The following is a 12540-nucleotide window of genomic DNA, read 5'->3' on the forward strand; positions in this document are numbered from 1 at the left end:
CTGTTCCCCCCTTGCCCGAACGAAACTAAGGGACCCTCAGCATGGACACAATCACCTGCACGCACGAGTTGGCGTGTCGCTGGCGTTTTTGTCGCACTCGCCCCCATCTCGCCGGGTGACCGGACCGGATCCGGCCACTGCGCACGCTAACCGACGTCGGGCGTCTCGTGAAAGTCGGCGAGGAACGTCTCCAGCCTGCGGGCGGCGAGTCCGGCGTCCCGCTTGGCGAGGTCGGTGATCGCCAGCAGGTGCCGGATGAGCCGCTGCCGGTCCTCGGCGGGCAGCGGAGCGACGGCCCGGTGGGCGTCCCGCAGCCGCCGTGCGAGCAAGGTCAGCTCAGGGTCGTCCCACTGAGGCCCCGCCCACGGGACCGTGCCCATAACAATGCCCCCAACGGTCGAACGAGTCGTCGCGTTAGGGGAATTGTCCACGGTCGCCACCGGCGGCCGCCCACCCGGGGTCGGGAAGGAGCCCCGACCCCGGGGAACGCGTCACACCGTGACGGGGAACCAGGGGGTGCGCCCGGCCTCGTAGGCGTCGATGGCCTCGGCGTGGCGGAGGGTGAGGCCGATGTCGTCCAGGCCCTCCATCAGGCGCCAGCGGGTGTAGTCGTCGATCTCGAACCGGGCGGTCACGCCGTCCCAGCGGACCTCGCGGTTCTCCAGGTCGACGGTGACCTCCAGGGCCGGGTCCTTCTCGATGCGCGACTGGAGGTCCTCGACCTGCTCGCCGGTGAGGACGACCGGCAGCAGCCCCATCTTCGTGGAGTTGTTGCGGAAGATGTCGCCGAAGCGCGGCGCGATGACGACACGGAACCCGTACTGCTGCAGGGCCCAGACGGCGTGCTCGCGCGACGAGCCGGTGCCGAAGTCGGGCCCGGCGACCAGGATGCCCGCGCCCGCGTACTGCGGCTGGTTCAGGACGAACTCGGGGTCCTCCCGCCAGCCGGAGAACAGGCCCTTCTCGAAGCCGGTGCGGCTGACCTGCTTCAGCCAGACCGCCGGGATGATCTGGTCGGTGTCGACGTTGCTGCGGCGCAGCGGGACCGCGCGCCCGGTGTAGGTGGTGAACGCTTCCATCGTGGTTCCTTACAGGTCGGCAGGGGCGGCGAGGCGGCCGGTGACGGCGGTGGCGGCGGCGACGGCGGGCGACACCAGGTGGGTGCGGCCGCCGGGGCCCTGCCGGCCCTCGAAGTTGCGGTTGGACGTGGAGGCGCTGCGCTCCCCGGGCGTGAGCTTGTCGGGGTTCATCGCCAGGCACATCGAGCAGCCCGCCTCGCGCCACTCGGCGCCGGACGCGGAGATGACCTCGTCCAGGCCCTCCTCCTCGGCCTGCTTCTTGACCTTCATGGAGCCGGGGACGACCAGCATCCGGACGCCGTCGGCGACCTTGCGGCCCTCCAGGACGGAGGCGACGGCGCGGAGGTCCTCAATGCGGCCGTTGGTGCAGGAGCCGACGAAGACCGTGTCGACCGCGATTTCGCGGAGCGGCGTCCCGGCGGTCAGGCCCATGTACTCCAGGGCGCGCTCGGCGGACTGCCGCTTGACCGGGTCGTCGAAGGACGCGGGGTCGGGCACGGACGCGCCGAGCGGGAGGCCCTGGCCCGGGTTGGTGCCCCAGGTGACGAACGGGGTCAGCTCGGCCGCGTCGATCACGACCTCCTTGTCGAAGACCGCGTCGTCGTCGGTGCGCAGCGACGTCCAGTACTCGACGGCCCTGTCCCAGTCCTCGCCCTGCGGGGCGTGGGGACGGCCCTTGAGGTACTCGAACGTGGTCTCGTCCGGCGCGATCATCCCGGCGCGGGCGCCGGCCTCGATGGACATGTTGCAGACCGTCATGCGGCCTTCCATCGACAGCGAGCGGATCGCCTCGCCGCGGTACTCGATGATGTGGCCCTGGCCGCCGCCGGTGCCGATCCGCGCGATGATCGCGAGGATGAGGTCCTTGGCGGTGACGCCCGCGGGCAGCGCGCCCTCGACGGTCACGGCCATGGTCTTCGGCTGGATCTGCGGCAGCGTCTGGGTGGCGAGGACGTGCTCCACCTCGCTGGTGCCGATGCCGAACGCGAGGGCGCCGAACGCGCCGTGCGTGGAGGTGTGCGAGTCGCCGCACACAACCGTCATGCCGGGCTGGGTCAGGCCGAGCTGCGGGCCCATCACGTGGACGATGCCCTGCCCGGCGTCGCCCATCGGGTGCAGCCGGATCCCGAAGTCGGAGCAGTTCTTGCGCAGCGTCTCGACCTGGGTGCGCGACACCGGGTCGGCGATCGGCTTCAGCAGGTCGGTCGTCGGGACGTTGTGGTCCTCGGTGGCGATCGTCAGGTCGGGGCGCCGGACCTGGCGGCCCGCCATCCGCAGCCCGTCGAACGCCTGCGGGCTGGTGACCTCGTGGACGAGGTGCAGGTCGATGTAGAGGAGGTCCGGTTCACCCTCGGCGCGCCGTACGACGTGTGCGTCGTAGACCTTTTCGGCCAGTGTTCGGCCCATCACTCCCACCTCACCTGCTGAACGATCGGCGGCGCCCCATCGCGCCGTGGTCCGGGTCACCCTGACTTGCATCTCAAATTTCGAGACGGCAATATCAAGACATGGACAACTCTAGCGGAGTCGGCGTACTTGACAAAGCCGTTCTCGTGCTGAACGCGCTGGAGGCGGGCCCGGCATCGCTCGCCCAGCTCGTCCAGACGACCGGGCTGGCCCGGCCCACCGCCCACCGGCTGGCCGTCGCGCTGGAGCACCACCGCCTCGTCCATCGTGACACGCAGGGCCGCTTCATCCTCGGGCCGCGGCTCGCCGAACTCGCGGTGGCCGCCGGCGAGGACCGCCTCCTCGCGATCGCCCAGCCGATCCTGGCGCAGCTGCGCGACCTGACCGGCGAGAGCGCGTCGCTGTTCCGCCGCCAGGGCGACGTGCGCGTCTGCGTGGCCGCGGCCGAGCGCACCAGCGGCCTGCGCGACACCATCCCGGTCGGCGCCGCGCTCCCGATGACGGCGGGATCGGCCGCGCAGATCCTGCTCGCCTGGGAGGAGCCGGACCGGCTGCACCGCGGGCTGCGCAACGCGAAGTTCGAGGCCACGACGCTGGCGTCCGTCCGGCGGCGGGGCTGGGCGCAGAGCGTCGGCGAGCGCGAGCAGGGCGTCGGTTCCGTGTCCGCCCCGATCCGCGGCGCGGGCGGCCGGGTGATCGCCGCGGTGTCGGTGTCGGGTCCCCTCGAACGCCTCAGCCGCTCCCCCGGCCGGCTGCACGCCGCGCCGGTCGCGGCGGCGGCCGAGAAGATCTCCGAGGGGATGCGCCGCACCGCGTCCTGAACCGCGACAACCGCACACCGGGAGGCCGGATGGACGTCGACGAGACCGCACTGCGCGAAAGGCTCGGGCGGCTCACGCTCGAACAGAAGGTCCACCTGCTCACCGGCGACGGGTTCTGGACGCTGCGCCCCGTCCCCGAGATCGGGCTGCGGCGGATCACCATGTCGGACGGCCCGAGCGGCATCCGCGGGACGCGCTGGGACGAGCGCGACACGAGCCTGCTCTTCCCCAGCCCCACCGCGCTCGCCGCGACCTGGGACCCGGAGCTCGCCGAGCGGATCGGGCGGCTGAACGGCGTCCAGGCGCGCGAGCGGGGCGTGCACGTCCAGCTCGCGCCGACGGTGAACCTGCACCGGACCCCGCTCGGCGGGCGGCACTTCGAGAACTACTCCGAGGACCCGCTGCTCACCGCCCGCATCGGTGCCGCGTTCGTCCGGGGCGTCCAGTCCGCGGGGGTCGCGGCGACGGTGAAGCACTTCGTGGGCAACGACTCCGAGACGTCCCGGATGTCGTACGACGCGCGCATCGGCGACGACGCGCTCGAAACGCTGTACCTGCGCCCGTTCGAGGAGGCGGTGAAGGCGGGCGTGTGGGCGGTGATGGCCGCCTACAACCGGGTGAACGGCGCGTCCATGACCGAGAACCGGCCGCTGCTGACGGACGTGCTGAAGCGGCGCTGGGGCTTCGACGGCGTGGTGGTGTCGGACTGGACGGCGATCCGCTCGACCGAGGAGAGCGCCAACGCGGGCATGGACCTGGAGATGCCCGGCCTGCCGTCCAGCCCGTGGCGCGACCGGCTCGTCCAGGCGGTGCGCGCCGGCCGGGTCGCCGAGGAGCTGATCGACGACAAGGTCCTGCGCGTGCTGCGGCTGGCGGCCCGCGTGGGGGCCCTGGAGGGCTTCGCGGAACCGCCGCCGGTGCGGACGCCCGCCGACGCCCGCGCGCGGTTGCGCGATGCCGCCGCCAGGGCGGCGGTGCTGCTCCGCAACGACGGCGTCCTGCCGCTGGCCGCCCCGCGCAGGCTCGCTCTGATCGGGCCGAACGCGGTCCGGTTCAGCGCGCAGGGCGGCGGCAGCGCCCACGTCAACCCCGAGCACGTCGTGTCGCCGGTCGAGGGGCTGCGGCGAGCGCTCGGCGACGGCACCGAGCTGACGGTGCACACCGGGGTGTATCCACATGAGCGGCTGGCGCCGGTGCCGCTCGCCCTGGTGACCGATCCCGAGACGGGTGAACGCGGTGTGCGGCTTGAGTTCCGCGACGCCGAAGGCGCCGTGCTCGGGTCCGAACTCCGGCCGGCGGCGCATTTCGTCTTCCTGGGCGGCGGGGTGCCCAGGGGCACGGCTCAGATCGTCGTGCGCGCTCGGCTGACACCGGCCGAGGACGGCGTCCACACGTTCGCCGTCACCGGGACCGGCGACTTCGAGCTGCGGGTGGACGGCACCGCCACGGACGTGACGCTGGCGCCCGGCCACGGCGACCCGGCCGAGGCGCTCATGCGTCCGCCGGAGCACCGCGTCCCGGTGGAACTGCCGGCGGGCCGGCCGGTCACCGTCGAGCTGCGGCACACCCGCGCGCCGGGACGGTTCGCGACGGTGTTCGGCCTCGGCTACCGCGAACCGCACCTGCCTGAGGACGCCGAACTCGCCGCCGCCGTCGCCGCGGCCCGCGAAGCCGACGCGGCCGTGGTGATCGTCGGGACGAACGACGACGTGGAGAGCGAGGGCTTCGACCGGACGACCCTCGCCCTGCCCGGCCGCCAGGACGAGTTGGTCTCCGCCGTCGCCGCCGCCAACCCGCGGACGGTCGTGGTGGTGAACGCGGGCGCCCCGGTCCTGATGCCGTGGCGGGACGAGGTCGCCGCGATCCTGTGGGCGTGGCTGCCGGGCCAGGAGGGCGGTGACGCGATCGCCGACGTCCTGACCGGGGCGGCGGAACCGGGCGGGCGGCTCCCCACGACGTTCCCGGCCTCGGACGACGCCGTCCTGTCGCCCGTACCGGCCGAGGACGGCACCCTCCGCTACTCGGAGGGGACGGCCATCGGGTACCGGCACTACGCGCCCGAGCAGATCGCGTACCCGTTCGGCCACGGCCTCGGCTACACGACGTGGGAGTACGGGCCCGTCGGCGTCGCCGGCGGGGTGGCCGAGGTGACGGTGACCAACACCGGCGGCCGTCCCGGGCGCGAGATCGTCCAGCTCTACGCCGTGTCCGGCGGGACGAAGCAGCTCGCGGGCTTCGCGGTGGCCGAGGCCGAGCCCGGCGAGTCGGTGCCGCTCCGCATCCGGCTGGACGAGCGCGCCGACCTGGCCGATGACGTCGAAATCGTCGCAACCCGGACGGACATTGGATAGTGCCGGTATCCGGGCGGCACACCCGGATAGCGTTGAACGTCCGGTCGAGAAGGGTACGGCGGTGCAGATCTCCGAGCTCAGCGATCGCAGCGGCCTGACGGTCCAGACGATCAAGTTCTACATCCGGGAGGGCCTGCTCCCGAAGGGCTCGGCGGTGAGCGCGACGCGCGCGGAGTACGGCGCGCGGCATCTGGAGCGGCTGCGGCTGATCAGCGCCCTGCGCGACGTCGGCGACCTCCCGGTCTCGGCGATCCAGCAGATCATCGCGGCCATCGAGGACGACCGCGTCAGCCTGCACGAGCTGTTCGGCACCACGCAGTACGCCATCGGCCCGCACGTCGCGTCGCCGCAGGACCCGCACTGGCGCGCCGCCCGCGAGGACGTGGACGCGCTCGTCCGCGAGCTCGGCTGGACCGTCGGCGACCGCGCCCCCGCCCGCGACCTGCTCGCCCACACGTTCGTGGCGCTGCGCCGGCTCGGCTTCCCGATCACCCTCCGCGACCTGCGCCCGTACGTGAACGCCGCGGCCGAGATCGCCGAGCACGAGATCGACCGGGTCGCCGAGGGGACGCCGCGCGCCCGCGCGGTGCATTCGCTGCTGGTCTCGACCGTCCTGTACGAGCAGGTGCTGACCGCCCTGCACCGGCTCGCGCAGGAGGACGCCTCGTCCCGCCGGTTCGGCCGGCACTGAGCCGTTCCCTCCCATGCGGGGCACGCATGACTGCCGTGCGAAGCCTTCGCTGGTGGCATGGCCGCCCGGCCCTTAGCGTCTGTCACGCCACCTCATCGCATCCGCGGCACCCGCCTGGAGGGCGTATTCATGCGCGTCAAGATCGGCAATCCCGAGACCGTCCCCGCACCGCCGAACACCGCCTACTCGCACACCGCCTACGTCACACAGGGCCCGATGCTGTACGTGTCGGGGCAGATCGCCCTGGACGAGAACGGGGACATGGACGCCCCAGGCGACATCACCCGCCAGTCCGAGGTGATCTTCTCGCTACTGGAGCGGATCCTCGCCGCGCACGGCGCCGGCTTCGAGGACGTCGTCAACATCCGCTCCTTCCTCACCGACCTCGACCTGCGCATGGGGTACGGGACCGTCCGCCAGAAGTACTTCACCGGCCCGCCGCCCACCAGCACGACCGTAGAGGTGCCCCGCCTCTTCCACCCGGACGCCCTGCTGGAAGTCGAGATCATCGCAGCAGTCCCCTAACGCGGCCCCCCGGGTGCGTTCACTTGCGGGCGGCGGGTTGGGCGTCGCGCTAGGAGCTGAGGGCGCTGGCCGTGTCTCGTAGGTCCGCTAGGAACGCCGTCACCGGTGGGGATCTGCGTGCATGGCGGCCCACCGCCGCGTAGACGGACCGGCGCGGCGTGTCGGAGGCCACCGCGCGCAGCACCACCCCCTCCCGGGCCGCCGCCGACGCGGCGAGGGAGGGGACGAGGGTCACGCCGAACCCCTCCGCGACCAGGCCCAGCTTGGAGATCCACTCCGCGACCCGCAGCGGGGTCTGCGGGACGAACCCGGCGGTCTCGCAGCGGGCGCGCAGCGCCGCGACGGCATCGGGGTCGTCGGCCACGATCCACGCCTCGTCCACGAGGTCGCCGAGCGCGACGCGGCCGCGGGCGGCGAGCCGGTGCCCGCTCGGCAGCGCGACGAGCAGCGCGTCGTCGGCCAGCGCGACCAGGTCGTCGGCGGCGATCGCCGGGAGCTTGTACGTGCTGACCACGGCCAGGTCGAGGTCGCCCGCCTCCAGCATCGGCAGCAGCCGCTCGGTCGTGCCCTCCCGCAGCACGGGGCGGACCCCGGGATGGCGGGTGCGGAACCGGGCGAGCGCGCGGGGCACCAGCGCGGCGTTCGCGGTGGGGAACGCGCCGATCCGCAGCGTCCCGGTGTCGAGGCGGCGCAGCCCGTCCAGGGCGCGGGCGGTCTCGGCGAGCCGGTCCAGGAGGGCGCGGGCGTGCGGGAGCAGGTGCTCCCCAGCGGGCGTCGGGCGCACGCCCCGGGCGCCGCGGGCGAACAGTTCCACGCCGCACACGTCCTCCAGCGCCGCGATCTGCCGGGACACGGCCGACTGCGTGTAGCCCTCCGCGGCCGCGGCGGCGGTGAACGAGCCGAGGTCGGCGACGGCCACGAACGTCCGCAGCAGGACCGGATCGAGGGCTTCGGCGCGCACGGACGCAGCATACGAGGGCCCGGTAGGGTCGCCTGCATGCCGGAGAGCCGTCCGTTCGTCAGCCTGGCGACCGACTTCGGCGCCGCCTACACCGCGATCTGCGCGGGGGTCGTGTACACGATCGCGCCCGCCGCGAACGTGCTCGTGCTGAGCGACGAGATCACGCCGTTCGGCGTCCGGGAGGGCGCGATGCTGCTCCGCCAGGCGCTGCCGTACATGCCGTCCGGGATCCATGTGGGGATCGTGGATCCCGGGGTGGGCACGTCCCGGCGACCCGTGGCGATCGAGACCGGCCGGGGGGACGTGCTGGTCGGGCCGGACAACGGCCTGCTGGTCCCTGCCGCAGAGGCGCTGGGCGGCGTGGTCCGGGCGCACGTCCTGGAGGACGCGGCGTACCGGCTGCCGGCGGTGTCCACCTCGTTCCACGGGCGGGACGTCTTCTCCCCCGCCGCCGGGCACCTCGCCGCCGGTGTGAGCGTGGCGGACTTCGGGCCGGCGGTCGAGCCGCTGCCACTGGACGTCCCGCCGCCGGTCGTGGGCGAGGGAGAGCTGACCGCGCCCGTCCTCTACGGCGACCGGTTCGGGAGCCTGGTCCTCGGGGCGAGTCCCGGCGACCTGACCGCCGCGTTCGGTCCCCTCCCCTACGGGACGCCCCTGGACGTCGTGTGGGCCGCCCCCGCGCCCGGGTCCGCCCGGGTCACGTATGAGGAGACCTTCGGCGGCGCGGCTCCGGGTGAGCCCCTCGTCTGGATCGACTCGTCCGGACTGGTCGGCCTCGCGGTCAACCAGGGCTCCGCCGTCGACGCCCTGGGCCTGGCCGGTGTGGAGACCGTCACCCTGCGCCGCGCCTAGGACCGTCCTCTGCGGGAGACTCGTCGCCGTGGAGGATCTCGATGTGGTCGCCTGGGTCCAGGTGTCGGGCGACCGGATGCTGGCCGTCCGCTCCCATGGCCGCGACCTGCTGTATCTGCCCGGCGGCAAGCGGGAGCCGGGCGAGGACGACTGGTCGGCCCTGTCCCGTGAGGTGCGCGAGGAACTCGGCCTGGAACTCGACCGGACGTCGTTCCGGGAGCTGGGCGTCGTCCGCGCGCCGGCCCACGACCAGCCGGACTTCACCCACGTGCGCATGGCGTGCTTCACCGCCGGCCACCGGGGGACGATGGCCCCCGCCGGGGAGGTCGACGAGTACGTCTACGTCGGGCGTGCCGAACGCCACCTCCTGGCCCCGGCGTCCCAGGCGGCACTGGACCTCGCCACAGATAACGGGCTGCTGGCCTGACGGGTCACGCAAGGCCCGAAACCCCTTACCGCGCAGTACCGGACGGACCGTTAGCCATGCTGACATCGACCGCTAATGCGCTGTAAACATCCCCCGGATCGACATATCCGCAGGTGAACCTACTAGGATGCCGCGATCAGTCAGAACGCTTACGGGGGGACCGTATGGCAGAGGTCCATCACTTTTCCTACGGGCTGCTCACACCGGTGATCGCCTACCTCATGTCGGTCGTCGGGTCGCTGCTCGGCCTCCTGTGCACGGCCCGCGCGCGGGCCGCCACCGGCCGCTCGCGCGCCTCCTGGCTGGGGCTCGCGGCCCTGGCCATCGGCGGCACCGGCATCTGGGTCATGCACTTCGTCGCGATGCTCGGCTTCACCGTCGAGGGCCACGAGATCCGCTACGACGTGCCGCTCACGCTGCTGAGCTGCCTGACCGCGATCGCGGTCGTCGCGATCGGGCTGTTCATCGTCGGGTTCGCCGGCGCCCGCACACCCATGATCATCGTGGGCGGCCTCATCATGGGCGCGGGCGTGGCGAGCATGCACTACACCGGCATGATGGCCATGAACATGGCCGGGCACGTCGCGTACCAGCCCGTCCTGGTCGGCCTGTCCGTGCTGATCGCGCTCGGGGCGGCCACCGCGGCCCTGTGGTTCAGCCTCAGCGTCAAGGGCATGTGGGCGACTACCGGAGCCGCCGCGGTCATGGGCCTCGCGGTGGCCGGCATGCACTACACCGGCATGGCGGCGATGCGGGTCACCATGCACGAGGACATGGCGGCCCCGACCGGCGCCCGCCCCATCGACTTCCTGCTGCCGCTGCTGGGCGGCGTCGGCGCCGTGTCGATCATCCTGCTGATCATCATCGCGATGGCGCCGAGCGAGGAGGAGATGCGGATCGAGGCCGAGCTGCACGAGCGCATCCAGGCCCGGCAGCGCGGCGAGGTCCCGCGCCCGCGGACCGAGTCCATCGCGCCGCCGCCCGGCCGCAACGCCGGCCAGTGGTTCGACGGCCGCTGACGGTCCCCGCGGCGCGGCGGCCCGGAACTCCGGGCACCGCCGCGCCGCACCGCGTTCCGCCCCGGGTCAGGCGCTCGCCTCGCCGGGCTTCGCGCGCTCCGGGCGGTGCCCGCGGTCGTTGCCTTCGCTCCGCCGCCGGTCGGCGGCCGCCGCGGCGAGGATCATCTCGTCCACGACCCACCGCGCCTCCGGGGACAGGTCGACGAGGGCGCGCAGCACCTCGGGCCTGATGACGCCGCGCTCCACGTCGCGGCGCAGCGCCTTGAGCGTGAGGTCGTCGCCGATGGGGTCGGACTCCTCGGGGAAGCCGAAGAACCCGATCGGCACCCCGAAGAACGTGGCGAGCGCGGTGAGCGTCTTGAGCTGCGGGTTCTCCTGGCGTCCCGTGCGCAGCTTCCACACCGTGGTGGACGAGATGTCCGCGCCGGTCGCACGGGCGATGGCCGCGGCCGTCTCCACGTTGTTGCGCGGCGGCCCCGCGTGGGCCGGCCACAGGTTCCGGATCAGCCACTCGACCTTCTCGGCCAGCGACGCCCCCGGCGGCACCTCGTCCGTGCGATCGCGCATCGTTCTCCTCTCAGCGACCTCAGTGACTTTAGTTGACTACGGCGGCGCCACCGGGCCAATGACACGCCGCTCCCTCTCAGGTCCCGAGTGCCCTCCCTCTCCGCGGTGAACTTCGCCAAGAGGCATTGCAAAGGGTCTTTGCAACTTCTAGCGTCCGGGGCATGAAGGAACGGCCGGTCCCCGAGACGATCACCGATCCGCAGCAGGTGCGGCTGCTCGCCCACCCGCTGCGGCGGCGGATCGCCGAGATCATGCGGCGCGGTCCCGTCTCGTCCACGACCCTGGCGCGCGAACTCGGCCAGAGCACCGGCTCGACGAGCTACCACCTGCGGCAGCTCGCCAAGTACGGCTTCGTGGAGGAGGTGCCGGAGCGGGCGCGCGGCCGGGAGCGCTGGTGGCGGGCGGTCCCCGCCGACCGCCGCATCCCGCCGCGCCGGGAGCAGTCACCGGAGATGCGCGCGGCGGTCGACGAGGTCACCCGCCTGGAGTTCGCCAACGAACTCGACATGCTCGACCGCTACCTGCGGGAACGCGACGACATGGGGCCCTGGGCCGACGCCCTGCTCTTCTCGTTCTCCACCGTCACGCTGACGCCGGAGCAGATACGCCCCTTCTTCGAGGAGTACATCGCGCTCATCTACCGCTACAAGCGCGCCGACGACGACCCGCCGCCGGACGCGCGCACCCTCCACGCCAGGTTCCTGGCGTTCCCGGAGGTCTAGAGCCCGGACCGCCGAGTTGCCGCTCGGCGGCCCGGACGGGCGGAGGCCCGTATCACCACGCCTGACGGCGTGTTCGCACGCAACACGAGTCCCCCACAGAGAGGAGAGCACCGATGCTGCTCTCGCGCAAACCACCGCCCCGCCTACTGGCCTGGGCAGTCCTGCTCGCCTGGGTCGTGATCACGGTCCTGGCCGTCCCGGCGGCGAGCCGGCTCCCCGGCGTCGCCGAGGCCGACTCGTCCGCCGAACTCCCCCGCGGCGCGCAGTCCACGCGGGTCGACGAGCTGGCGCCCCGGTTCCCCGGCGGCGAACTCGCGCCGGGCGTCATCGCCTACGTCCGGCCGTCCGGCATCACCGGCGCGGACCGTGCGAAGGCCGAGTCCGACCGCCGCGCCCTCGCCCCGGTCGCCGCCGCGCCGATCGCGCCGCCGGAGCCGTCCCGCGACGGCAAGGCGCTCATGCTGAACGTCCCGCTGGCCGACGACGACGCCCTCACCAACAAGGCCGAGCGGCTCCGCGACACGTCGCGGGAGGGCGCGCCGCCGGGCCTGGAGGTCCGCCTGACCGGCCCGGCCGGCGCCGCCCTCGACGTCGGCGACGCCTTCGAGCGCATCGACAAGCCGGTCCTGCTCACCACGGTTCTGGTCGTCGCGGCCGTCCTGCTGCTGACCTACCGCAGCCCGGTCCTGTGGCTGCTGCCGATTCTGAACGCGGCGATCGCGCTGCAGGTCGCGGGCGCCGTCGTCTCCCTCCTCGGCGAGCACGCCGGCCTCTACGTGGCGGACGGCATGTCCACCATCCTGAACGCGCTCGTCTTCGGGATCTCCACCGACTACGCCCTGCTGCTCCTCGCCCGCTACCGGGAGGAACTGCGCCGCCACCGCGACCGCCACCGCGCCATGGGAGCCGCCCTGCGCCGCGCCGCCGCGCCGATCACCGCGTCCGCCGCGACCGTGGCGCTCGGCCTGCTGTGCCTGCTCGCCGCCGACATGGGCTTCAACTACGCGCTCGGCCCGGTCGCCGCCATCGGCGTCCTCGCCGGCCTCGCCGTCGTCATGTCCCTGCTGCCCGCCCTCCTCGTCGTCCTCGGCCGGTGGGTCTTCTGGCCCCGCATCCCC

14 protein-coding genes are annotated in these 12540 nt (G+C 73.1%); 9 read left to right on the plus strand and 5 right to left on the minus strand.

Going from position 1 to position 12540, the window contains the following annotated elements; translation table 11 throughout:
- Positions 1-146 precede the first annotated feature (146 nt).
- The 3 genes from E1200_RS04695 to leuC all read right to left on the minus strand — a co-directional run bounded on the left by E1200_RS04695 (position 147) and on the right by leuC (position 2486).
- A complete protein-coding gene (locus E1200_RS04695; RefSeq protein ID WP_131950532.1) occupies positions 147-380 on the minus strand; it encodes a hypothetical protein in 234 nt (77 codons plus the stop codon).
- A gap of 111 nt (positions 381-491) precedes the next feature.
- Positions 492-1079, minus strand: coding sequence for a 3-isopropylmalate dehydratase small subunit (gene leuD, locus E1200_RS04700; RefSeq protein ID WP_131950533.1), 588 nt, complete (start codon positions 1077-1079; stop codon positions 492-494).
- 9 nt (positions 1080-1088) lie between these two features.
- The gene (gene leuC / locus E1200_RS04705) at positions 1089-2486 is read right to left on the minus strand and encodes a 3-isopropylmalate dehydratase large subunit (protein ID WP_131950534.1); all 1398 of its coding nucleotides are present in this window, start codon (positions 2484-2486) and stop codon (positions 1089-1091) included.
- A 101-nt stretch (positions 2487-2587) separates the two neighbouring features.
- On the opposite strand from leuC, the gene E1200_RS04710 reads away from it, so the two are divergent.
- The 4 genes from E1200_RS04710 to E1200_RS04725 all read left to right on the plus strand — a co-directional run bounded on the left by E1200_RS04710 (position 2588) and on the right by E1200_RS04725 (position 6874).
- On the plus strand, positions 2588-3307 hold the full coding sequence (locus E1200_RS04710; protein ID WP_131950535.1) for an IclR family transcriptional regulator: 720 nt from the start codon (positions 2588-2590) through the stop codon (positions 3305-3307).
- Positions 3308-3336: 29 nt separating this feature from the next.
- Positions 3337-5658 carry a glycoside hydrolase family 3 C-terminal domain-containing protein gene (locus E1200_RS04715; RefSeq protein WP_131950536.1) on the plus strand — a complete coding sequence of 774 codons (2322 nt, stop codon included), beginning with the start codon at positions 3337-3339 and terminating at the stop codon, positions 5656-5658.
- Between the two features lie 61 nt (positions 5659-5719).
- Positions 5720-6349, plus strand: a complete 630-nt coding sequence (locus E1200_RS04720; RefSeq protein WP_131950537.1) for a MerR family transcriptional regulator — start codon at positions 5720-5722, stop codon at positions 6347-6349.
- A gap of 129 nt (positions 6350-6478) precedes the next feature.
- Positions 6479-6874 (plus strand): RidA family protein, encoded by a 396-nt coding sequence (locus tag E1200_RS04725; RefSeq protein WP_131950538.1) that lies wholly within the window; start codon positions 6479-6481, stop codon positions 6872-6874.
- Between the two features lie 49 nt (positions 6875-6923).
- On the opposite strand, the gene E1200_RS04730 is transcribed toward E1200_RS04725, so the two are convergent.
- The gene (locus tag E1200_RS04730) at positions 6924-7835 is read right to left on the minus strand and encodes a LysR family transcriptional regulator (RefSeq protein ID WP_243708341.1); all 912 of its coding nucleotides are present in this window, start codon (positions 7833-7835) and stop codon (positions 6924-6926) included.
- A 36-nt stretch (positions 7836-7871) separates the two neighbouring features.
- Here E1200_RS04730 and E1200_RS04735 point away from each other — a divergent pair, with 36 nt between their 5' ends.
- From E1200_RS04735 to E1200_RS04745, 3 genes are all read left to right on the plus strand, one after another.
- Positions 7872-8687 (plus strand): SAM-dependent chlorinase/fluorinase, encoded by an 816-nt coding sequence (locus tag E1200_RS04735; RefSeq protein WP_131950539.1) that lies wholly within the window; start codon positions 7872-7874, stop codon positions 8685-8687.
- A 28-nt stretch (positions 8688-8715) separates the two neighbouring features.
- Positions 8716-9114: an NUDIX domain-containing protein gene (locus E1200_RS04740; protein WP_131950540.1), complete on the plus strand. Its 399-nt coding sequence runs from the start codon at positions 8716-8718 to the stop codon at positions 9112-9114.
- Positions 9115-9278: 164 nt separating this feature from the next.
- The gene (locus E1200_RS04745) at positions 9279-10133 is read left to right on the plus strand and encodes an MHYT domain-containing protein (protein ID WP_131950541.1); all 855 of its coding nucleotides are present in this window, start codon (positions 9279-9281) and stop codon (positions 10131-10133) included.
- Positions 10134-10199: 66 nt separating this feature from the next.
- On the opposite strand, the gene E1200_RS04750 is transcribed toward E1200_RS04745, so the two are convergent.
- Entirely contained in the window at positions 10200-10700 is a 501-nt protein-coding gene (locus tag E1200_RS04750) for an XRE family transcriptional regulator (protein WP_131950542.1), read from the minus strand.
- 161 nt (positions 10701-10861) lie between these two features.
- Here E1200_RS04750 and E1200_RS04755 point away from each other — a divergent pair, with 161 nt between their 5' ends.
- Positions 10862-11422, plus strand: coding sequence for a helix-turn-helix domain-containing protein (locus E1200_RS04755; RefSeq protein ID WP_131950543.1), 561 nt, complete (start codon positions 10862-10864; stop codon positions 11420-11422).
- A gap of 113 nt (positions 11423-11535) precedes the next feature.
- The coding region (locus tag E1200_RS04760) for an MMPL family transporter (protein WP_165950195.1) at positions 11536-12540 on the plus strand (1005 nt) is incomplete at its 3' end.

Source organism: Actinomadura sp. GC306, assembly GCF_004348665.1.
In the GTDB taxonomy this organism is placed as follows: domain Bacteria; phylum Actinomycetota; class Actinomycetes; order Streptosporangiales; family Streptosporangiaceae; genus Spirillospora.

Coding starts and splice junctions, on each gene's coding strand:
- leuC (WP_131950534.1), bottom strand. CDS start 2,486: ATGGGCCGAACACTGGCCGAAAAGGTCTACGACGCACACGTCGTACGG.
- E1200_RS04735 (WP_131950539.1), top strand. CDS start 7,872: ATGCCGGAGAGCCGTCCGTTCGTCAGCCTGGCGACCGACTTCGGCGCC.
- leuD (WP_131950533.1), bottom strand. CDS start 1,079: ATGGAAGCGTTCACCACCTACACCGGGCGCGCGGTCCCGCTGCGCCGC.
- E1200_RS04695 (WP_131950532.1), bottom strand. CDS start 380: ATGGGCACGGTCCCGTGGGCGGGGCCTCAGTGGGACGACCCTGAGCTG.
- E1200_RS04750 (WP_131950542.1), bottom strand. CDS start 10,700: ATGCGCGATCGCACGGACGAGGTGCCGCCGGGGGCGTCGCTGGCCGAG.
- E1200_RS04755 (WP_131950543.1), top strand. CDS start 10,862: ATGAAGGAACGGCCGGTCCCCGAGACGATCACCGATCCGCAGCAGGTG.
- E1200_RS04710 (WP_131950535.1), top strand. CDS start 2,588: ATGGACAACTCTAGCGGAGTCGGCGTACTTGACAAAGCCGTTCTCGTG.
- E1200_RS04725 (WP_131950538.1), top strand. CDS start 6,479: ATGCGCGTCAAGATCGGCAATCCCGAGACCGTCCCCGCACCGCCGAAC.
- E1200_RS04745 (WP_131950541.1), top strand. CDS start 9,279: ATGGCAGAGGTCCATCACTTTTCCTACGGGCTGCTCACACCGGTGATC.
- E1200_RS04715 (WP_131950536.1), top strand. CDS start 3,337: ATGGACGTCGACGAGACCGCACTGCGCGAAAGGCTCGGGCGGCTCACG.